The organism is Enterococcus larvae, from assembly GCF_017830045.1.
Taxonomy (GTDB): Bacteria; Bacillota; Bacilli; order Lactobacillales; family Enterococcaceae; genus Enterococcus_L; species Enterococcus_L larvae.
In genome coordinates this window covers 34,211-56,140 of record NZ_JAEDXU010000014.1, presented here as the reverse complement: position 1 = coordinate 56,140, position 21,930 = coordinate 34,211, and the positions used below count along the sequence as shown (strand labels likewise).

Genomic DNA, 21,930 nt, shown 5'->3' with positions numbered 1-21,930 from the left:
AGCTACACATAATATTTCTTCATTTTTTTCAACTCAATTAATTGTGAAGCTATCTATATTAATCATAAGCCAAATAAGCCATTCTCTTACAGGCAAAGGAAATAAAAGGAATCGACCTTTCTTTAATAGGATTTATATGAACAAAATATAGGTCTGTAACCCATCATTTGAACACTCTAAAAATTGACTAAACAGTATCTCCAAAATCACGCCCTTAAAATCAGCCAAGCTCTCAAAGCCGTAACTTACATGCAGTTAGCCTCTGACCACAAACTAAAAACTCCTCATTACTACTATAATAAGCAATGAAGAGTTCTTTTTATGGTTGAGCCTCCATTTTAAAATACCTTGTGATTTTCCAACCGTTTATCAGCTGCTTTTGTGAAGTTTACTGCTGTTCAAATAAATAAGTCCGCCTAATAGAGATGGTGCAAGTAAGTACCCAAATTGAGGCTTCAACAGCATACAGCCGATAATGATCATAAACAGAACACTGTTGATAACAGCTGCATACCATTTCCTGATTGTATAATACAAGCTGATTTTGTAAATTGCTTTCCTAAACATTTTAGGATTTCTGATTTGAAAATACACACTATTTAGAAAAGCACTCAGCCCAATTATTCCGATAATGAAAAATAGAGGACTTACCCATCGAAACAGTGAAGTTGCAGAAAAGAACAGCAGATCTACAGCAACGATCAGCAGACATGATACAGCAATCAGCCAATAGCCTGTGCCTTTCAACCAAAGGCTGCGCATTTGACTAAAAAACACCTTGAAGGGTTCATCTTCTTTTTCCTGTATGAACTGCTGCAATGATCCTAGCAAAGCCGCAAACGCACCACCGAATGGCAAAGCAGCCAATAGAAAGAAAAGCAGATTCCGAAAATCAATCGCTAACAAACTGAAAGCCAGAAATAACGGTAGATTCATCAATGTAAACAGAAGATTGAAAACCAACAGATTATATACCCAGCTAAATGCTTTCATATAGATATTATTTTCAAATGTACGCATTGATTTCATCTGCCTCACTACCCTTTCATTCCAGAAGTTGCAATTCCTTCAACAAAATATTTTTGCATTGCAAGAAAGACAATGGCAACTGGCAAAATAGATAGCACTGATGCTGCCATGATCAATGCATATTCTGCATCGTATAAACCAACGAACATTTTCAATCCCAGTTGAATCGTTTTATTTTCAGTAGATGTCAAATAAATAAATGGTCCCATATAATCATTCCACGTATTCACGAAGGTAATGATCGTTAGGCTGGCAATAGCTGGTTTCGTCAGCGGCAGAATGATCCTCCGATAGATTCCCCACTCAGATAATCCATCGATTCTAGCACTTTCACACAACTCATCAGGAATGCTGCTGTAATACTGCTTCAATAAAAACACACCAAAAGCACTAAAGGCTTGAAGCAGAACTAAAGACCATAATGTATCCGTCAATCCGAGCTTGCGCATCATGATGAACTGCGGGATCATATATGATTGCCAGGGAACAGCTATCGTAGCAATATAAGCTAGAAAAAGTACATCTCTTCCTTTGAAATACATTTTGGAAAAGCCGTAAGCCGCAAAGCTGCTGGTAAATAACTGAATCAATGTGATCAGGACACTCAAAAATCCTGTATTCTTAAAAAATGTAAGCAGCGGTACTCGATCCCATATATTTGCATAGTTTTCTGGATGCCACTCCTTTGGTATCCATTGAATCGGAACAGTATACACATCATTATTGGCTTTAAAGGAGGCGGAAACCATCCAAATGAAAGGCACCAAAGTGATCAGTCCTAAAACTGTCAGAATGACGATTAAAAGACCTCGTTTGACAGTTCCACTTGTTCTTTTTTGCTTTTTAAGCGGTGCATCCAACATTTTTGTTTTTGCAGTCACTTGCATCTTACTCCTCTCCTTTCACTAGGCTCTCTCCTGAATTTGGTTCCATTTAAATTGGACCGTTGTAATTGTAAGTACAATGATGAATAGTACCAAGGCGATTGCTGAAGCATAGCCAAAATTGAATTTGACGAAAGCTTCGTTGTAAATCGTATAGACCAGTACATTCGTAGATCGGCCCGGCCCGCCAGCCGTCATCACCTGAACTAAATCAAAGATTTTGAAACAGTTGATCACCAACATGATTGTCACAAAAAAAGTTGTGGGTTTCAATGACGGCAATGTCACATTCATAAACTGTCTCCATTTGTTCGCACCATCCATCGAAGCTGCTTCATACAGCTCTTTCGGAATGCTCTGTAATCCTGCCAGATACAAAATCATATAGTAACCCATCCCACGCCAAACGCTAACAATAACAATGGCGAATAATGCCCATTGCGAGCTGGAAGTCCAACCCGGCGGATTTTCGATGATTAGTTTAAGAAATTGATTGATCGGTCCCGTCGTTGGATGAAACAACATGTTCCAAACAACTGCAATAGCTACCAATGATGTCACATACGGAAAAAAGAAGGCTGTTCGGAAAAACTTCATCCCCTTGATTTTCTGATTTAACAAAATTGCCAAGCCTAATGAAAAAAACAGAGTGAGCGGCACTACGCCAACCGTGTATAGTATCGTGTTTTTAAAGGATATCCAAAATGTTTCGTTTTTCATCATTTTTACAAAATTGCTCAACCCAACAAATTTTGGCGTTGAAAATGAATCCCATTCCATAAATGCCAAAATCAGTGAAAAGATAACTGGAATTAGTGTGAACAGGAAAAAACCGATAAAGTTTGGAGCAATAAATGAGTACGCAGTTAATAAGTTTTTTCTCTTCAAACGCTTTGAATGATGTTGTTTGACAGACTCCATTACTTCCCATGCCTAAGCCATGCTGCAGACATGTCCCTCCTTACTATAGTTCATTTTTTATTTCCTCAGCTTTGATAAATCCGTAATATTCTCCATAAACCGTTACACGCTCAGTCAGCTCCCACTCGCTATCAGAATAATTGATCACCTGATACCGATCGCCTTCCACTTCAAGAATAAAACGGTCATTCTTCTTGATTGAACAACCATCTTGGTTATCTGTTACTGTGATGACACCGCTAAGCTGAACAAAGGTATTCAGTTCTACCTCTCCCTGTTGAAAAGCCCTTGAAGAATATTGTTTGTAAATCTTTGCTGCTTCTTCTTTGAATTGTTTGTCAAAAGAATCTACTGCTTCTCTATTTGCACAGGAGGAAAGAAGCGGTACTAAAAGAATCAAGCAGAATACATAGATTCTATAAAAGAAATAGATAGATACACCGACCTTTTTATCCATGGTAGAAGCAACACTCACTTTTCGTCTAGAAAGCCTGTTATAGAATGCATATAAATACTTTTTCATTTAGTCCCCCCCTCCTTTATTCACAAAATCAATGATTACCAAAGGTCCATTTCAGAATCTTTCAGCTTAAGCAACGCCTCAATTAGAAAGTAATCCGCATAAACCAGTCCAACATTTTTGCCTTCTTTTCCGTGGTAATCGACAGCACCACCCATTACTAAACCGTCTGTTTCAATTGAAAAATCCGTATAGCTATCCAGAACAGCGCTCAATAACTGTAAAGCTGTATCCTTGTACAACTTCCCGTGCTCTTTAGATAAGCTGCGGCTCAGCTCCAGCAAACCACAGGCAGCAATCATTCCAGCACTTGTATCTGTATCTGCGTTGATTGGAGGCGCCTTAAAGTCAATAACTGGTATATTATTCGTTTGTGCTGAATTAGCTAGAAAATAATTAGCCACCTGAATTGCAGTGTTCAGATAATTCGTATTTCCCGTATGCTTATAACTAAGTGCAAAGCCGTAAATTGCCCACGATTGTCCCCTTGACCAAGCAGAATCACTGCTGAATCCCTGCCCCCCAATCCATTCAATAAAGTCTCCGCTCTCCGGATCAAAGCTGCCGATATGCGCCGATGAACCATCTTCACGAATCAAGTATTGTTGTACAGTATCTGCATGGGCAATCGCAATCTGCTTAAATCTAGGATCTTTAAGCTCTACAGCTGCCCAATGCAATAATGGAATATTCATCATGCTGTCAATAATGACCCACCCAGTCTTCTCTTCATTCCATGCTCGGATAAAATGACCATTGCTGTTGAAACGGCTGGATAAGATAGATGCGGCCTTTAAGCCTCGAACTCTTGATTTCTCATTCTCAGTTTTACGATAGTTCGCAACAGCTGTATGCAGCCACATAAAACCTACATCATGATGGAGATCAACAAATTCTTCTAATGCCCGATCCAGCCTTTCTTCAATTTGTTCCGCATAAGATCTAAACGCCTCATTCTCTGTATAGTGATAGAGCTGCCACAGTAAACCACCGAAAAAGCCATTTGTCCACCAAGCGATATCCTCTTGTCCTATATCTGTATAATGACCATCTTCAGGAATATATGGAATGCCGCCATTAAGTCTGGCGGATTCATGTAAAACTTTTTCTGCAATTTTATCTAAGTAATGATCGATTTTTTCCATTTTCTTCTCCTCTATTTATCAAATAAATGGCAGTTCAATTGTTTTATTTTCTGTTCCAACGCTTAGGCATGCCTTGTTTCCAGCAAGATCGATTTTCGGCAGTTCTGTAACAGCATCAGTCAAGTGCTGACCATCTCCAAGATACGCATGACAAACAATAGTTTCCCCCACAGAAATATTTTGATTCAAATAAGGAAACATAACATTGTTATGCAGCACATTTACATTCGCCAATCGAGCAGAGATATGACTGCTTCCTTGCTCAGTTAAGTCGACTGCTCCTGAAACACCAATTACAGAATCCAGAAAACAATTCGTATCAGTCTGTTTGATCTGTACAGTTTCCGGACCGTCATAGGGCACTGAGAAGCCACCGTCACGAATAGTAAGGGCTCTATGACTGTTGATTTTATGGATACGGAAATGCCATTGCCCAAAGGGGATGATACACGATTGAATAGTCACGTCTTCCCAAGGCTTCCAAGATACGGCAACATACGCCTCGGTTGTTCGATAGCTTTCAAATACCGTTCGGACACGATAGAAATCATCTTGCTCTGAAACTGCCAAGACATTATCAAAGCCGCCTTTTTCATACCCAACTAATCCTTTAGATACATTGAATCCAAATAGCGTTGAATAAACGAATTTTCCATATTTTGCTTCACCATGCGTATGCAGCTCGACAAACTGGCCGACAGGAAAGGCCTGTACTTCTTTGCCATCAGAGCTCTTGCGCACAAGCATCCTTGCCTCTTCAATGAGTGTAGGGTCTGCAGTTGCTGCTCCTTGTGTGTTGAATGGCTCCAATGACCAGACAGGATCGTTTTCAGGTAAGGCTAGAATCAGAAAAGCCTTCAAAGCCCAGTAAGGCGATCCCGGACCATTATATTCCTCTGACATCACCAGATCATCATAGCAGTAGCCTACACGCAGCAAGCCTTCCTTTGAAAAAATATCCTGAGAAAGCCAAAATGCAAGGTTTTTACTTAACAGCATCTTTGATTTTTTTGGATCAAAGCCTTCTACTTTAGCAAACAGCATTGCTGACCAAAACGAGCTCTGAGCAAACCGATATGTCAGACTTCTCCCAAAAGGAATACCTCGTCCTTCGTCATCAAACCAATATTGAAAGGTCTGAGCAAATTCTGAAGCTCGTTCTTTCAATAGGCTGCTTCTTCGCGGGTCTTCTTCTTCAAACAGAACAGCATATATCAATGAATAATAATGAATCGCAAAAGAGATATAATAATCAATCTGCACGTTAACTCCATCGTAGTACCAGCCATTCCCTAAATAAAAGGTTTCAATCTTGGCAAAATCCTTTTCGATTTGTTCAAGTGTATCCATCTCATAGTTTTTATGAAGACAAACATTCACTAAAACTCTGAAAAACAACCAATTATTTTGTGCTGTATCAAAGTCATTGATCTGATTCATCCAGTCAACTAACTGCTGATGCTGGACAGTCGAAAGCCTTGATTCGATTTTCTCCTTATTCATTACCAGAAATACTGCCAGTGGGGCCATTTCTACCATCAACTGGTCTACATGCCCAATCCTTCCCCAATAATCTGGTGCAGTCGGATCAACACCTGCACAAATCCCCTTTAATAGTTTATCAAAAGTATCATCAACTGGTTCTTCCTTATAGAAGGGGCCATAGCCCCACAGTAATCGTAAGAAACCCTCCGCTTCTCGCGTTTTTTTACTATAGATCGTTCCTGAAGAAGCGACATCCAACAGACCCGGATGTTCCGGTGTCAATATATTGACTGCCGGTTGAACGATTTTTTGAAACGCTGTACTAAATTCTTCCCTCGTATTTATGACTGAATGGCTAACTGAATTCATCGTCTCCTCCTCAATTGTCTTCTTCCAACACTTCTTTCGCACGACTATTCAATGCGTCGATCCCTTTTTTCACGGGGCTGTCTTCAACCATGATCAGATCGTATTCTTCATTGATGACTGCGTTGATTTCAGCCGCTTTCGGGTCTGGCAACATTTCCCAACCATTTTTATCAGGGTTCAATGCTTTCTTACTTTCTTCATCTTGAGGCATACCGTCTAGCGTATATAAAACATTCATCACGTCTTCCGACTGATAAGCGGGTGTCATGCCAATTGCAGCAACAGCCTTCGCTCCTTTTTCACCGGCACAGAAACTGACAAATTTTTTCGCCAGCTCAGGGTTTTTAGCACCTTTATTGACTGCGAAGCCGGAAGGCCCGCCATAGGTACTAACAGCCCCTTTTTCATTTTGCGGCATGGAAGTGATCCCCCACTCTACAGTTGTACGATTTTCCTTTGCCGCATTCAGCAATTTACCAAGATAAAAACTACCCATCGGCATCATTGCTGTTTTCTCCGTTTCAAATTGAGAAGCGTAGGTTACACTAGCTGTCTTTATGGAAGAATAGTCCATTGTAACCCCTGCATCCTGCATACGAATCCATCGGTCAAGATACTCTTTTGCAAAGCCGTATTCCCCATCTAACAACGAGCTGTCTGTTTGGTTGGCAGCTGTACATAAAAGAATCGGGTACCAAATATGATGGTAAGTACCATAGATTTTTTCTCCATCTTTTTCAGTCGTCAGCTTTTCCGCCAGCTCTTCATATTCCTCCCAAGTCAGATTTTCCGGATAAGGCGTTTTATTATCATCAAAGAGTTTTTTATTATAAAAGAGCATGTAAATGTCTTTCCTAAATGGTAATGCATAGTATTTTCCTTCTAGCTTATATCCATCAAGATTTCCTTTGAAATTCTCAGGATTTTCAATAGCTTCTGCTTCTTCAGAAAGATCCAGCAGCTGCCCTTTTGTTGCGTAATTGACATAGCTGCCGACACCTTTGATACCTAGTACATCTGTTGAATCCCCGGCAGAAAGCATTGTTGTCACTTTATCTTCATACTGATCAGCGGCAATATCAACGATTTTAATTTTTACACCCTCATTTTCTTTTTCGAATGCTTCCACCATTGCTTTGAACTCCGGATTTGCATCATATGCCCAAGCTGCAACGGATAATTCATTAGATTCTGCTTTGTCATCTGCTTCGCCCTTTCCACAAGCAGCAACTCCTGATAAAACACCGACAAACAAGCTAGATAGTAATGCGAGCTTCAGAAATTTTTTCATCCCAATGATCTCCTTCTTTGTCAAAAAATTTTTAACGGTTCTTTGACATTTCTTTTTTTTGCCTTACAATGTGATTATAGTATGAAACAAAAGCGCTTTCTTTGCGTTTTCGAACATAAAAACATGCAAAAACAAACTTAAAAAGGAGAAATTGAATGGACTATCTTATTGAGCATTTCCATAAGAAAATTGACTGCTATTACAATATCAATGTGCCGAAAATCAAACTGCATCTTCATAATCATCTGGAACTATTTCTCTTTATCAGGGGAGACGTTCGCTATTTTATTGATGGTAAAGCGATTGAGCTTCAACCGGGGCATCTACTATTCATCAATAATAACCAAATACATGGACCAAAGCTTTTGTCTGATGCGTTGTATGAACGAATATCAATTCATTTTTCTCACAAGTTTGCTGAAATGTTGTCTACTGAAAAAACCTCTCTTCTAAAAACCTTCAATGAACGAATTTCGTTGATCAAGCTTTCCGAAACTCAGCTACTGCATATGATTAGTTTGATGAAGGAATTGACAAATGAATACAATGCCCCTTCCCCTTACGGTCATGATTTGGAAGTATCCTCCCTATTGATACGAATCCTGCTTTATGCCAATCGTTGTGCGGCCAGCAGTGAGGAAGCCCTTTTAGACAGTCATTTACCTGAGCTGGTTAAAAACATGTTGATTTTCATCCAAGAAAACTTAAGCTCCTCAGAATTGTCAGTGGATATGCTGGCACAGAACTTTTCTCATAATGGTATTTATTTGAATCGAATCTTTAAAAAGGAACTGAGCAGCAGCATCTATCACTATATTTTATTAAGCCGGATTTCGGCTGCAAAAAAATATCTGGAAAATGGAAACGACGTATTAAATACATGCTATTTATCTGGCTTCAATGACTACTCCAACTTCATTCGCACCTTTAAAAAAATCACTACTGTAACACCAAAGCAGTACGCTAAAAACTTCAAAGAGCAGGGATAAAAAGGGCTGGTCATAAAAAAACACCTATGAAATGAACCCCTTAGGGATATTTCATAGGTGTTTTTCAGTAAAATAGTGAGCCTCAGCAGTTTTTATAATTTAGTAATCAAGCTATCACTTACCACGGTTGAGTTGTCGGACCAACAGTGAACTCATTGACATTCACATCTTCCGGCTGATCAATCGCATAAGCTACAATGCTGGCAATACGATTCGGCGCAATTCCGTATTGATCGTATAATCCAGTCATTCCTTTCGCTGTTTGCTCATCTGTGATTGTATCCAGCAGTTCTGTATTGATCGCTGCCGGATAAATAGTCGCTGTCCGAATGTTGGTTCCCTCTTGTGCAGATTCCATCCGCAGCACTTCCATCAAATCACGTACCGCCCACTTGGTAGCACCATAGACTGCTCCGCCAGGGTAGGCTTTCAATCCAGCTACAGAAGAGGTAGTGATTATATGTCCCGATTTTTGCTCAATGAATGAAGGTAGTACGGCAGCGATACCATTTAGAACACCCTTGATATTTATATCGATCATTTGATCCCATTCATCTACCTTTAAAGCAGATAATGGAGAATTCGGCATAATGCCGGCATTCAGAAAAATCACGTCAATTTTGCCATAGGTTGCCTTCGCAAACTCTACCAATTTTTGATTGTCTTCTCGTTTTGTCACATCCGTTGCTCTATATACTGCTTTACCACCTTGATTATTGATCTCATCAACTATTTTGATCAATTTTTCTTCTCGACGGGCTGCCAGTACCAGCTTTGCTCCTTTTTCAGCTAATTGTTTAGCTGTCGCTTCGCCAATCCCTGAAGAAGCTCCTGTAATAATAACTACTTTATTCTTAATTGCCATTTGATTCTCTCCTTCGATTTTTTGATTGTTGTCACCTATTCCAAATGTATCTTTATTGTCTCAGTATTTTCAAGGAATTCCAACGCATCCGCATCTTTGATTTTTCCTATTCGGGTATAAGAATACTCAGTATCAAAGCCTTTATAAAAAATCACGAAACAGTCTGAGCCAAATAACAGTACATCTCCTTTTTCAATCCGCCCCACTTTTTCAGGTGCCATTGGTAAGGAATCAGATAAATACATATATTTTTCATTTTGATTGAGGTCTGTCATTGAAACCGATATCGGCAATGCCTGTAATAGAGCGTCAACCGCTTCGTTTGATTCCAACTCCAGCTGAAACTGTTGCTCCTCAATCCTTAACTGTCTAGTAATCATTTCCTGCTCCCCACGAGCTTCATCACTTGTTTCTTGGGTGATCATTTGATTGTCCGAATATTTCAGAGAGTTAGAAGCAGCAGTATCTTCGAACGCCCTTGATGAACACGCGGAAAAGTATAGACTACTCAGAGAAATTAGAACGAAAAGCGACCAGCTTCTATTCATTAACCTCCATCCTTTTCATTCTTAGAATACTTTATCATTCGCTATTCTCATCCCCTATTTTTGATCGATTTTTCGAATTTTTTTTGCCGGACTACCAGCAACAATCACGTTAGCTGGGACATCTCTTGTTACAGTGGAATCAGCTGCAACAATTGCATTTTCTCCAATCGTTATTCCTTGTAAGATCGTTGCATTCGCACCAATCCAAGCGTTTCTTTTAACCAATATAGGGGCAACTCTAAGCCCACGTCTCTTCTCAGGATCAGTTAAATGATTGACTGTGATCAGTCTGGCATCAGGACCAATCAGCACGTGATCTTCGATCGTGATTCCTCCCAAGTCAACAAACATAACGTTCTTGTTAATGAAAACATCCTTTCCTAACGTGATATGTCTGCCAAAATCGCTATAGAAAGGCTGTGACACAGTCGTGGAGGCATCAATCGTTTTACCAATAATTTTTTCAAGATAAAACAACAGCTCTTCGTTTGTGCGGTATTGAGTATTTATCTCCGCTAATAGACGCTCATTGTTCTTCTTCACGAGATGAATTTCTTTGTTTAATGCTGAGTCTGGTAGTATATCCTGATCAAGTAATCTTTTTTGCAAGCTAAAACCCGCCATATCTCTTCCTCCTAATTCTTTTTTTACTAGCTTTATTGTACGTAATTCCGTTATACTTGACTAATACTTATACAGAATACTTATCCATAACTTTTTTCTATAGGAAGGTGTATTGATTGGAATTACGAGTGTTAAATTATTTTTTGACGGTTGTTAGAGAAAAGACTATCAGTAAGGCGGCAGAAGCGCTTCACCTTTCTCAACCAACCCTTTCAAAACAATTGAAAGAGCTAGAGGAAGAATTAGGAGTTACTCTATTTACAAGAGGGAATCGGACCATTACATTGACCGAAGAAGGAATCTATTTAGCTAATAAAGGAAAAGAGATTTTATCCTTAGTTGACTCAACAACGGCAAATCTGATGTCGGAAGAGGTAATCAGCGGGGAAATCAGTATCGGCGGCGGAGAGACACAGGCATTTGAATTTGTTGCAATTCTTTTACACGAACTCAGAGAAAAGTATTCAGATATAAAGCTCAAGCTTTATAGCGGCAATGCAGACGATGTATTGGATAAAATCGATCAAGGATTGCTTGATTTCGGGCTAGTCATCGATCCTGTTGAAAAACAGAAGTATGAATATCTTCGTCTTCCTTTAGCCGATCACTGGGGCGTATTGATCAACAACAGCCACCCCTTAGCTGAAAAAAAGACGATTGCTCCTGAGGATATTGTTGATATTCCCTTGCTCATTTCCAGTCAATCATCCGTTGATAATCAACTTGCAGAATGGTTTGGAGAAAATATCGAACATTTAACAATTATCGGCACTTATAATCTGCTTTACAATGCCTCGTTGCTCGTTAAGCAAAATGTTGCTAGTGCTCTTTGTATTGACGGTATCATCCCCACAGCAAATACAAATTTAGTATTTGTTCCTTTCGCACCTCCATTAACAGCGAATATCAATATTATATGGAAGAAAAATCAAATTTTTTCTAATGCTTCCAAAGCTTTTTTGCAATTATTATCTAAAAAGGAATAAATTGTACTTACAGGAAAATCCTTTTAAAAGCAGCGCTTTTCCATAAAAAGCTGAGGCTTCATTTCCAAACAGACTGATTCAAATAAACAAAAAACAGAGAGCAATCCAGTTGGATTTGCTCTCCGATTTTCTATTTTTGATTCAATTTTCTGCGCATGATCAACGATACCGTGAAGGCAATCCCTGATAGTACAATAAAAATAAGCAGTGTGGTTGTATACCCATCTGTCATTTGTTTTACTGTAGACAATAAGACTGGACCTACCACTCCGGCAGCCGCCCAAGCAGTCAATATATACCCATGGATCGCACCAACCTCTTTCATTCCGAAAACATCGCCAATGTATGCTGGAATAATCGAGAAGCCTGCACCATAACAGGTCATGATGATACAAACCAATGCAGCAAAGAAAATGGCTGAACTAGAAAAGTATAAGGCTGTCAATGCCAATGCGTTAACAACGAAAATTGTTGAATACACCTTTGGCCTGCCGAATTTATCAGAGATTGTTGCCCAGAACAAACGTCCCAAGCCATTAAAAATCCCCATGATCCCAACCATAGCCGCGGCCATTTGATCTGACATGCCTGTCATCTCCTGTGCCATTGGTGAAGCAGCCGATACAATCCCAATACCGCATGTAATATTCAAAAACAGCATGATCCATAGCATCCAGAATTTCTGTGTGCGAATCGCTTCGTTTGCAGTAAGTCCTTCTGAAGCCTCAATTTTCTGACCGTCAAACGGTTTCTGTTCTTCAACCATTCCTTCTGGTTTCCATCCAACTGGTGGTTTCTCAAGATAGCGGGATGCAAGAAACATCACACAGAAATACATAGCACCTAATACGTAAAATGTATTGGAAATCCCTACTTTTCCCATCAGAAACTGAGCAATTGGACTCGTGATCAATGAGGCAAAACCAAAGCCCATGATCGCCAATCCAGTTGCCAGACCTCTTTTATCAGGAAACCAGCGAATCATTGTTGATACTGGTGTCACATACCCCGAACCTAGCCCAATTCCTCCGATAAGACCATATGTCACATACAGTAATGGCAAGGATTGAACTTGGATCGCTACACCTGTCAATGCAATCCCAGCTCCAAAGAATATGGAAGCCACTGTCCCTGTCGTTTTAGGACCATAATGTTCCACAAATTTCCCCATAAATGCAGCCGATATACCCAAACAAAAAATGGCTATACTGAAAGCAAATGAAATAGATGTCTGTGACCATCCTGTCAATTCATTGATCGGCTTGGTATAAATGCTCCAAGCATAGGCAGAACCTATAGACAAATGCACAGATACGCCTGCCAGCGCAATTAGCCACCGGTTTTTCACTTTACTCACTCAAAAATCTCTCCTTATCATCTAACAGCAGTCAATAAATAGATGAATCTTATTAAATAAATAACAGCTGATTCTTACTCCTTTGCTATACATGTTACAACAAAGGTCGCTCTTTATTTGTTGATTATTCAACAAGATTCAGATAGATTTTTTATTTTACCATGCACATAACTTCCGTTAATTAAACGCTTTCCTTTGTTTACGCAACAATCAAAAAAACATCTCATGCAACGCGACATTCAATAGGATTCAGATATACAAACACTATTACAGAAGTGAACATTCATTTTGCTCCCTTTAACAAAGAGCAATTCTTCGTGCGCAGAATCCTCTATAGGATCTATATAAGCGAAAAATAGGGTAAAATAAAAAAACGTCTAACTTCTATTTATTTTCCGCTATTCTCCAAATTATTTTTCCTTGCTTTTTTATCAAACAAATACTCAATAGTCATTTCAACTGATCATACTTCTTTCTTTTTTATTCATGAACAATTAGGTTAAGGCAGTTACTTCTCCTTAACAGTGCTTTCATTGTTCACTTGACACCAAAAATATTTTGAAACTCCATACTTTGATACCGACCATAGAAGCTCCCCTTTTATATAACAATTATCATTTAACATACATTGTACCAGTACAGATATATAAGTCAATTGAAAAAATGGATTTTTTCATAGAGATTTCTGAGAAAACTGCCATCACATTTGGGTTAGAGCAGCTCTAAAGCCTGCTCCTCCAATAAAAAAGAGGAGTTGAGACATTCTATGCTCAACTCTTAAACAATATTTGTCAAAAACATTTCAATTCTATATTACTATTGATAATGTGCTTCTAAATATTGAACCACCGCACTCGCTTTTTCCGTCGCAGTTCCGTTTTCTCTTGAATTTTCAGACATGATCAATCCCATGAAGTTGCGATTGTTCACGTCAAAAAATAGTAAGAAGCTGTTCTCTGTTCCCAAAGTGTCCTGTTTTTCCTTTATCTCAGCTGTTCCTGTTTTAGCAGCTAATGCAAAATCAGGATTATATAAGTTATAAACATATCCTTCCGGTGAGGCAACACTATCGATCAAATCGTTCAACACAATATTTGCAGATTCAGCTCCAACAACATCAGCTTTCGTTTTCACCTCTTGGTCCTTAACTATCTGAGGGTAAACAAGCGCCCCATCATTCATGAATACGCTATACATCGTCAATTGAGCAATTGGCGAGATCATCAACTCACCTTGTCCATATGCCGTGTCAGCCAAAAGAATGTCCGAGTGGAACGTCTCTTCATTAGAAATACTTGCCGGTTCAATATAGATCGGCAAATCCAATTCTTCTCCAAAGATGAACTTGTTCAACCCGCTTCGGAAAACATCTTCTCCCATTTCCAAGCTCTTTTGTGCAAAGAAAATATTATCTGAATAAACCAGTGCCTTTTTTAGATCAACCACCGGTGTTTCTTTTACCCGAGTTGTCCAAAAGCCGCCCCAACTATCATCCTTTTGCCATTTCAGCCCATCAATACTTCGTTCTTCTGTTGTAGTGATATGACCGGAATCGAGTCCGATCGCTGCCGTGATAGTCTTAAAGGTTGAGCCAGGGGCATAACGATTGGCGAAACGTGACATGAACGGTAAATTCGTATCCTCTGCGTAGACCTTGTATTCCTCTTCAGAAATCCCCAGTACCATCTTGTTTGGGTTATATGAAGGCGCACCTGTAGCAACCAGTAGCTCTCCCGTTTTAGGACTTGATATAACTGCTGTTGAAGGCTTTCCACCTAATGAGTCATAAGCAATTTTCTGTGCTTCGCTATCTATAGTCAATGTGATATTGGTGGGTTCTACTTTTTCAATCTTTAAAAGTGTTTTTTGCGGTTGACCTTTCTCATCAACAATATCAATGCTGACACCACGTTTCCCTCTCAATTTTTCATCAAAAGCTGCTTCCAATCCGGATTTTCCAATCGAATCATTTTCAGATAGCTCCGGATTTTTTTCAATGTCTTCTGCGCTGACCTTTCCAACATAACCTAACAAATGAGCTGTCGCTTCTCCATAAGGATAGTGCCTTTGATTTGTATTGCCGATGGCTGCACCGCTAGGGAGTGCTGCTATTTCCATAACACTCAATGAATTTTCTAATGTCTTGATAGGTACAAACAGATCATCCTGTACCCAAGCTTGACTCAGCTTTTCGTTTATATTGTCAGTGGAAACACCAAATTTGTCGCTGATTGCCTGTATATTTTGCTCTTTATCAGCTCCTTCTCCAAGCTGCCCCGGAGTTATTCCTACTTGCTGATAATCATAATTCTCTGCAATTTTTATTCCGTTTCTATCCATTATTTCACCACGGGCTGCTTCGTCAGTGGATACCTTGATCGTATCATCAGCACTCATGCCTGGAAAAATCAACGCCGGTGTCCAAGTAAATGAATAGGTTTCATCGGCTTTTTTCATATCAACAGTATATTTTTCAGTAATGATTTCGCCAAACTCCGTATCCAGCTTTAAATTATAGGAAATTTCGTAATAATCATCTTTGGGTTTTGTTGCTACATCTTCTACCTTTATATTTTTTACCCCGATGCCTGCAAAAATGGTTTCATATCTTTGAACTACTTCATCCCTTGTTGTGTCATATTTAGTAAATGACTCTTCTGAAAACAGATTATTGTATGTTGAAAATTCTTGTTTTGTTAACGAGTCCGTGTACTTACTAACTGTGTTTTCAACTTTCTTTTTCTCGTTTTGACTTTTTACAATGAAATAGCCTGCTATTGAACAAATAATTATACCAGCTGCTGCTAGTCCAACAATGATCTTTTTATTTCCTTGTTTCCCCATACCAATTCTCCTTTTCAACATTTTCATAGTAGGAATAAGCAAAATGTTCCTCAATATATTTTACAATGTCGAAGTAGGCAAAAATAGTCTCTATGTCAAAGTTATCATTTTTTTATTGGATTCTTAAGATTCCGCTTTGGTAAAAAAGTGAACGATGTTGGCATATATATATCTTCTCCTATAACTGATAATTGAAGCCAATCAAAAGATATGGCGCAAGCAAAGAATAGTTAAAAAAAACAACTTTCTAAATAAGCCGATTGGTCAAATGCACATAGATTAGTGTTTTTCATTTCAAAATTGAAGATATAAATTCCTTTTCTCCCATTGACTCTCTCCTTAGGAACGAGTTTATACTGAACTTACAGAACAGCTATCTGTATCAATCAATGACTATGGAGGTCCTCATAATGAAGCATATCATAACTGATTTTACGCCGACCGGCGGACAGCATTGTATTACCCATGCATTAAAGCAGCTTTTCACTTATCACGGGCATCCCCTTTCTGAAGCAATGCTCTTTGGATTAGGGGAAGGTTTAGATTTTACCTATATCAATTTACGACATTCGCCAATGGTTTCAGGGCGATCAAAAATCCTCGATTTTGAAAAGAACTTAGCAGCTAATTTAGGCATCAAGCTGACGATCCAAAAACCAAAAAGTAACGAACAAGCCCTCCTTAACGCTCAGAAAAGTATCACTGAGAATCAACCGCTCCTTATCTACACGGATATGGCTTTTCTACCTTATTTTGCATTAGACAAAGATACTCATTTCGGCGGCCATGCTGTTATCATCTATGGCTTTGATGACACAGAGAAAGTCTTCTATCTCAGCGATCGAGATAATTCTGATTATCCGATCCGAATGCCAAACGGACCGAGCCAGCAGGACTATCATTTGATCTCATACGATGATTTAGCCCTTGCCAGAGGAAGTAAGCATCGCCCTTTTCCAGCTAACAATAAAAGTATCCGCTTTGATTTCTCAAGCTATCAATCACCTAAAAAAGAATGTCTTATGACTGCCATTACACACACTCTTAAAAAAATGCTGTATCCTGAGGCAAAATTGAAAGGCATTCAAGGAATTGAAAAATTTTCGAAGCAAGTCATCAGTTGGAAAAACTTTGATGATGACAAACTGCGAACAGCTGGAGCGACGAATTACTTCCAAATCAACAAAGATGGAGGAACCGGAGGCGGTATTTTTCGCAGCTTGTTTGGTCGTTTCTTGATTGAAGCCGCACCGATTCTTGAAGAACACAGGCTGGAAACCATTGGTACAGCCTTCATGGAGCTTGCTGCTTTTTGGGATGAGCTTTCCGATGATATGTGGAGGCTGCACGAAACCGCTGATCGTAAACTGCTTCCTGAAATGTCCCAGACAATCCAAAAACTCTATAAAAAAGAACAAGCACTCTTAACTGAACTAGAGACTCTTTTTTAGAGAGTGTATTCTAAAAAATAAACCTCCACTAATCTGACTGGTGGAGGTTTATTTTTCGAATATATGAGTGGAAATAACCTATAGATCAATCATTCTCCCTCTAACAGCATAAGCCAATTGTCAGTAGATCAATCCTCTTCATTTTTCATGATGAAACAATCCGAATGCTCAGCAATCACAACATCTTTCAATAACTCCTGAAGCAGTGATTCAAAAATCGGTAATGCTTTCGTAAAATGCAGATTATCTATGGAAACAGCTACTTCCTTGTCAGTCAAATTCACTAAATAAAGTGCTGACTGCCCTTTGTGGCACCGTAAAACACCTAGAAGCTCGTCCGTATAGAAAGGATAAAAACCTCCTTGAGCTAAAATAGGATTCTCTGTTCTGCGACGAACCCATCTTTGGTAATTTTCAAAAATAGCTTGATCCTGGTTTTCCCAAGGGAAGAATTTGCGATTTGCCGGATCTTTGCCGCCAGTCAGACCAGCTTCATCCCCATAGTAAATCGTTGGAACACCAGGAAGCATAAACATCAAGCCTAAAGCAAAAGAAAGCTTCGTTGTATTATTGTCCAACAGAGTCAATATTCGTTCCGTATCGTGTGTACCAATATTGTTTAAATTATTATAAAAAATGGCTTCTGGATAGTTTTCCTGCAAAATAGTCAGCTGCTCTGCCAACTGTTGAGAAGTTTGTTTTTCATCAAGATACGCAAGAATGCTTTCTCGAAATGGATAATTCATGACGCCATGAAGTGCGTTGCCAAAAACATATTCTCTTCTTTGATCATAGGATATTTTTTTGGACGCATCTTCCCAGACTTCACCAATCAAAACCTTTTCGGGATACTGATTCAACCTTTGACGAATCCCTGTGATAAAGAAATCAGGCAGTTCATCGGCAACATCAAGTCGCCAGCCGTCCACACCTAAACTAGTCCACTTATCCAGCACACCATCCTTACCATAAATAAACTGCTGAAAGTCTGTATTGTCTTTATTAATTTCCGGCAAATCCTTGATTCCCCACCAAGATTTGTACTCTTCAGGGGATTCGGAAAAGCTGAACCACGGATAATATGGACTTTCAATATTTTGATAGGCACCTGATCCCTTACCGTATCGACCGTCATGATTGAAGTATCGACTGTTTCTGCCTACATGGCTGAAAACACCATCCAGAATCAATCGCATATCATTTTCATGAAGAATCGAAACCAACTGCTCAAAAGTTTCTTCATCTCCTAAAATTCCATCTACTGCGAAATAATCCCCTGTATCATAGCGATGATTGCTGGCTGCTTCAAAAATAGGATTTAAGTACAACACAGTAACTCCCAACGATTTTAGATAAGGAACTTTCTTTATGATCCCCATCAGGTTGCCGCCGAAAAAATCCCAGCGAATGATTTCATCATTCTCATCTTTTAGATACAGCGGTTCATCTTCATAGGTTCCATAAATAAACGTATTCCTTTTAGAATGAGAGATCTCACGATGAAGATTGCCATTGAAAAAACGGTCCGGGAATATTTGGTAAACAACGCCATTTCTATACCAATCAGGTGCTGGATCATGTGTTTCATAGCACGTGATTTGATAAGGATGAACCTCTTCAATGGCTGTTGACAGAACCCCTATACCTCCATTGCCTTGATTAGAACCGCAATAGATCGTTGCTTCGCCATTACATAGTACCTCGAAATAATAAAAGTACAAGCCCTTTCCCTGATCAAATGTATAGGAACACTTGTAAAAATCATCTGTTTCAGCTGTCATGGGTAAACGCTCGAATCCCCGTTCTCCATCTTCTTTTCTCATGATCAATGACACTTTCTCAACTCCTGCAGACTTAACATTGATAGAAAAATGAGCAGTATTCAGTTGTTGGATTGCCCCAAAAGGATGTTTGTATTCTTCAAGCCAGGAATTAAAATAAATTGCGGTCATCGTACTTCTCCTATAGTATATAAATCCTGTAAAAGTGAATTTTTAAATGCTTCATTCTTTCTATGCTTAGACAGAAATCTGCCTTTGTTCACAGACTCTTTTACAGGATCTATATCGTTTTTTCTTTTATCCTTTAACTGGTTCAATCTGCCAAATTTCTTCTGCATAGCGTCGAACTGTGTAATCAGAAGAAAAGTGACCTGCTTCTGCAGTATTGATCAAGCTGATTTGCTGCCAGCGTTTCTTATCACGATAAAGGCGCTCGATTTTCTCTTGTGCTTCAACGTAAGAATGGTAGTCGCGTAAGGTAAAGTATTCATCATTATATCGAATCAGGGAATCAAAAATTTCTTGTCCTTCAACCTGAATATTAGGAATCGTTCCATCAATAAATGCATTCAATATCCGTTGAAGCTCTGAATCCGTTTCATAGATTTTGATTGCCTGATAGTTTTGTGTTTCATAGTAATGATAAACCTCTTCCTCTGTCAAGCCAAATATCACAATATTTTCATCACCAACGACATCTCGAATTTCTATATTTGCTCCATCTAATGTCGCAATTGTCACAGCTCCGTTGAGCATCAGCTTCATGTTGCTGGTTCCTGAAGCTTCTTTGGAGGCTAAAGAAATCTGTTCACTTACATCGGCAGCGGGAATTATCATTTCAGCTAAAGAAACATTATAGTTTTCCAGAAAGACTATTTTTAACTTCCCTTGAATTTCTTCGTCGTGATTGATCAAATCGGCTGCTTCATTGATGCACTTGATCACGTATTTAGCATAGGTATAGCTCGGTGCTGCTTTAGCACCAAAAATGAATACTCGTGGATAGATATCTGCATTCGGATCAGCCTTCAAATCAAAATACAGCTTCAAAATATGAAGTAAATTCAATAGCTGACGCTTGTATGCATGGAGTCGTTTGATTTGAACATCAAAAATGGCATCCGGGGATACCTCAATCCCAGTCGTTTCTAAAATATACTGTGCCAACCGTACCTTATTCAAGCGCTTTGTATCTGCCAATGTTTGGAGGACAGTTGAATCATTCTTATAATTCATTAATAAGTGTAAATCATTCGCTTCTTTCCGCCATGAGGTTCCAATCGTTTGATCCAAAAATCCAGCCAGCGGCTCATTAGCCAATTGAAGCCAGCGTCGCTGAGCAATCCCATTGGTTTTATTATTGAAACGTTCCGGATAGAGCACGTAAAAATCATGAAGGACGATACCTTTCAGCAAATCAGAATGCAGCTTCGCAACACCATTGGTACTGTGACTGCCGATAATCGCCAAATGAGCCATATGAACCTGATTGTCTTTGATGATCCTTGTCCGTTCGATGACCTCTTGATCCACCAACGAAGTCATTTCTGCTACAAACCGACGATCAATTTCTTCAATGATCTGGAATATTCTCGGAACAACTTCCTGCAACATGAATACTGGCCATTTTTCGAGAGCTTCTGCCATGATCGTGTGGTTTGTATAGCTCATTGTTTTTACTGTGATATCCCATGCCTTTTCCCAGCTCAAATTTTCTTCGTCAATCAATAACCGCATCAGCTCAGGAACACAAAGTGCGGGATGTGTATCATTGATATGGATCGCTATATATTCTGCTAAATCCTTCATTGCAAGACCGCTCTTTTTATGGGAGCGAATGATGCTTTGGATTCCTGCTGAAACAAAGAAATATTCCTGTACCAGACGCATCAGACGGCCTTCATAGTTCGAATCATCTGGATAAAGTACAGAAGTTAAATCACGAAAATCGCGTCGTTCCTCAATACTCCGATAATTGCTTTCTTCAAAATCAGGAATCTCAGCTGACCATAAACGCAAGGTGTTTACCATATCATTTTGAAAACCTACCATCCCCGTATCATAAGGAACTGCCCGCAATACTTGTTGATTTTCATAAACAGGCTTCAAGCGACCTGCTTCATCTTCTTTTAGGTAGACATGCCCGCCATAATTAACATTGACCGCCTTGCTGGCCTTGCGAACCTCCCAAACATTACCTTCTCGAAGCCATTCGTCCGGCAGCTCCACTTGATTGCCGTCTACAAATTTCTGCTTGAACAATCCATAATCATATCGAATCCCATTGCCGTTTCCCGGCAGACTGCTGGAAGCAATCGAATCCATAAAGCAAGAAGCAAGTCTTCCTAAACCGCCGTTTCCTAAAGCCATATCCTTTTCGATTTTGCAAAGCTCTTCCAAATCAATGTCAAGCTCCTTCAAGCTGTCGCGAACGATGTCCAGCAGCCCCATATTAAGTAGATTACTTTTCAACATTCTACCTGGTAAAAACTCAATAGAAAAATAATAGGCCTGCTTACATTTGTCGTCTCGTGTCGCCTTTCTTGTTTCCTTCCATTCATCGGAATAATAGGCTTGAATCACAGCCCCCAATGAAGCAAAGAGTTCGCCATTTGACGCTTCTTCGACTTCATTTGTGAACTTTTCCTGCACACGTTGCCTAAAATCGGTTTTAAACTGCTCTTTCGTAATCCTCATTAGTAACTAAATCCCCTTCTTATCGGTTTTAAAAAGCAGAGGCTGGGACAACTTAACTGTTGTCTCAACCTCATCTATCTTCACTGAAAATTGATGGTCACAAGCTTTGCCATAAATCATTCCATCATAAAACAATCGGAAAAA

At 39.3% G+C, this 21,930-nt stretch carries 17 protein-coding genes; 3 read left to right on the top strand and 14 right to left on the bottom strand.

What is annotated here, in order from left to right:
* Positions 1-369: 369 nt before the first annotated feature.
* The 7 genes from I6N96_RS18465 to I6N96_RS18435 form a co-directional block, all read right to left on the bottom strand.
* Positions 370-1,020, bottom strand: a complete 651-nt coding sequence (locus tag I6N96_RS18465; protein ID WP_209559050.1) for a DUF624 domain-containing protein — start codon at positions 1,018-1,020, stop codon at positions 370-372.
* A 17-nt stretch (positions 1,021-1,037) separates the two neighbouring features.
* On the bottom strand, positions 1,038-1,778 hold the full coding sequence (locus I6N96_RS18460; RefSeq protein WP_430650182.1) for a carbohydrate ABC transporter permease: 741 nt from the start codon (positions 1,776-1,778) through the stop codon (positions 1,038-1,040).
* A 156-nt stretch (positions 1,779-1,934) separates the two neighbouring features.
* Positions 1,935-2,834, bottom strand: a complete 900-nt coding sequence (locus tag I6N96_RS18455) for a carbohydrate ABC transporter permease (RefSeq protein WP_209559048.1) — start codon at positions 2,832-2,834, stop codon at positions 1,935-1,937.
* A gap of 43 nt (positions 2,835-2,877) precedes the next feature.
* The gene (locus tag I6N96_RS18450) at positions 2,878-3,357 is read right to left on the bottom strand and encodes a hypothetical protein (RefSeq protein WP_209559047.1); all 480 of its coding nucleotides are present in this window, start codon (positions 3,355-3,357) and stop codon (positions 2,878-2,880) included.
* Between the two features lie 35 nt (positions 3,358-3,392).
* Entirely contained in the window at positions 3,393-4,499 is a 1,107-nt protein-coding gene (locus I6N96_RS18445) for a glycoside hydrolase family 88 protein (protein WP_209559046.1), read from the bottom strand.
* An 18-nt stretch (positions 4,500-4,517) separates the two neighbouring features.
* Entirely contained in the window at positions 4,518-6,353 is a 1,836-nt protein-coding gene (locus I6N96_RS18440) for a DUF2264 domain-containing protein (RefSeq protein WP_209559045.1), read from the bottom strand.
* Positions 6,354-6,363: 10 nt separating this feature from the next.
* A complete protein-coding gene (locus I6N96_RS18435; protein WP_209559044.1) occupies positions 6,364-7,644 on the bottom strand; it encodes an ABC transporter substrate-binding protein in 1,281 nt (426 codons plus the stop codon).
* Positions 7,645-7,799: 155 nt separating this feature from the next.
* Here I6N96_RS18435 and I6N96_RS18430 point away from each other — a divergent pair, with 155 nt between their 5' ends.
* On the top strand, positions 7,800-8,633 hold the full coding sequence (locus I6N96_RS18430; protein WP_209559043.1) for an AraC family transcriptional regulator: 834 nt from the start codon (positions 7,800-7,802) through the stop codon (positions 8,631-8,633).
* A 118-nt stretch (positions 8,634-8,751) separates the two neighbouring features.
* Here I6N96_RS18430 and I6N96_RS18425 read toward each other — a convergent pair whose 3' ends face one another.
* The 3 genes from I6N96_RS18425 to I6N96_RS18415 form a co-directional block, all read right to left on the bottom strand.
* Complete coding sequence (locus I6N96_RS18425; protein ID WP_209559042.1) at positions 8,752-9,498, bottom strand: SDR family oxidoreductase; 747 nt, start codon at positions 9,496-9,498, stop codon at positions 8,752-8,754.
* 35 nt (positions 9,499-9,533) lie between these two features.
* Positions 9,534-9,923: a cyclophilin-like fold protein gene (locus tag I6N96_RS18420; protein WP_245187051.1), complete on the bottom strand. Its 390-nt coding sequence runs from the start codon at positions 9,921-9,923 to the stop codon at positions 9,534-9,536.
* A 177-nt stretch (positions 9,924-10,100) separates the two neighbouring features.
* The gene (locus tag I6N96_RS18415) at positions 10,101-10,670 is read right to left on the bottom strand and encodes a DapH/DapD/GlmU-related protein (RefSeq protein WP_209559041.1); all 570 of its coding nucleotides are present in this window, start codon (positions 10,668-10,670) and stop codon (positions 10,101-10,103) included.
* 116 nt (positions 10,671-10,786) lie between these two features.
* Here I6N96_RS18415 and I6N96_RS18410 point away from each other — a divergent pair, with 116 nt between their 5' ends.
* Positions 10,787-11,656, top strand: coding sequence for a LysR family transcriptional regulator (locus I6N96_RS18410; RefSeq protein WP_209559040.1), 870 nt, complete (start codon positions 10,787-10,789; stop codon positions 11,654-11,656).
* A gap of 130 nt (positions 11,657-11,786) precedes the next feature.
* Here the strand turns inward: I6N96_RS18410 and I6N96_RS18405 are convergent, their stop codons facing one another.
* Complete coding sequence (locus I6N96_RS18405) at positions 11,787-13,013, bottom strand: L-lactate MFS transporter (protein WP_209559039.1); 1,227 nt, start codon at positions 13,011-13,013, stop codon at positions 11,787-11,789.
* Positions 13,014-13,829: 816 nt separating this feature from the next.
* On the bottom strand, positions 13,830-15,857 hold the full coding sequence (gene pbp4, locus I6N96_RS18400; protein WP_209559038.1) for a penicillin-binding protein PBP4(5): 2,028 nt from the start codon (positions 15,855-15,857) through the stop codon (positions 13,830-13,832).
* 410 nt (positions 15,858-16,267) lie between these two features.
* Here pbp4 and I6N96_RS18395 point away from each other — a divergent pair, with 410 nt between their 5' ends.
* Positions 16,268-17,308 (top strand): BtrH N-terminal domain-containing protein, encoded by a 1,041-nt coding sequence (locus I6N96_RS18395; RefSeq protein ID WP_209559037.1) that lies wholly within the window; start codon positions 16,268-16,270, stop codon positions 17,306-17,308.
* Positions 17,309-17,436: 128 nt separating this feature from the next.
* Here the strand turns inward: I6N96_RS18395 and I6N96_RS18390 are convergent, their stop codons facing one another.
* On the bottom strand, positions 17,437-19,260 hold the full coding sequence (locus tag I6N96_RS18390; RefSeq protein WP_209559036.1) for a glycoside hydrolase family 13 protein: 1,824 nt from the start codon (positions 19,258-19,260) through the stop codon (positions 17,437-17,439).
* A gap of 126 nt (positions 19,261-19,386) precedes the next feature.
* A complete protein-coding gene (locus I6N96_RS18385; RefSeq protein WP_430650181.1) occupies positions 19,387-21,780 on the bottom strand; it encodes a glycogen/starch/alpha-glucan phosphorylase in 2,394 nt (797 codons plus the stop codon).
* Between the last annotated feature and the right edge of the window lie 150 nt (positions 21,781-21,930).

Coding starts and splice junctions, on each gene's coding strand:
- I6N96_RS18420 (WP_245187051.1), bottom strand. CDS start 9,923: ATGATCACCCAAGAAACAAGTGATGAAGCTCGTGGGGAGCAGGAAATG.
- I6N96_RS18390 (WP_209559036.1), bottom strand. CDS start 19,260: ATGACCGCAATTTATTTTAATTCCTGGCTTGAAGAATACAAACATCCT.
- I6N96_RS18450 (WP_209559047.1), bottom strand. CDS start 3,357: ATGAAAAAGTATTTATATGCATTCTATAACAGGCTTTCTAGACGAAAA.
- I6N96_RS18460 (WP_430650182.1), bottom strand. CDS start 1,778: ATGGTTTCCGCCTCCTTTAAAGCCAATAATGATGTGTATACTGTTCCG.
- pbp4 (WP_209559038.1), bottom strand. CDS start 15,857: ATGGGGAAACAAGGAAATAAAAAGATCATTGTTGGACTAGCAGCAGCT.
- I6N96_RS18425 (WP_209559042.1), bottom strand. CDS start 9,498: ATGGCAATTAAGAATAAAGTAGTTATTATTACAGGAGCTTCTTCAGGG.
- I6N96_RS18395 (WP_209559037.1), top strand. CDS start 16,268: ATGAAGCATATCATAACTGATTTTACGCCGACCGGCGGACAGCATTGT.
- I6N96_RS18415 (WP_209559041.1), bottom strand. CDS start 10,670: ATGGCGGGTTTTAGCTTGCAAAAAAGATTACTTGATCAGGATATACTA.
- I6N96_RS18440 (WP_209559045.1), bottom strand. CDS start 6,353: ATGAATTCAGTTAGCCATTCAGTCATAAATACGAGGGAAGAATTTAGT.
- I6N96_RS18465 (WP_209559050.1), bottom strand. CDS start 1,020: ATGCGTACATTTGAAAATAATATCTATATGAAAGCATTTAGCTGGGTA.
- I6N96_RS18435 (WP_209559044.1), bottom strand. CDS start 7,644: ATGAAAAAATTTCTGAAGCTCGCATTACTATCTAGCTTGTTTGTCGGT.
- I6N96_RS18430 (WP_209559043.1), top strand. CDS start 7,800: ATGGACTATCTTATTGAGCATTTCCATAAGAAAATTGACTGCTATTAC.
- I6N96_RS18445 (WP_209559046.1), bottom strand. CDS start 4,499: ATGGAAAAAATCGATCATTACTTAGATAAAATTGCAGAAAAAGTTTTA.
- I6N96_RS18455 (WP_209559048.1), bottom strand. CDS start 2,834: ATGGAGTCTGTCAAACAACATCATTCAAAGCGTTTGAAGAGAAAAAAC.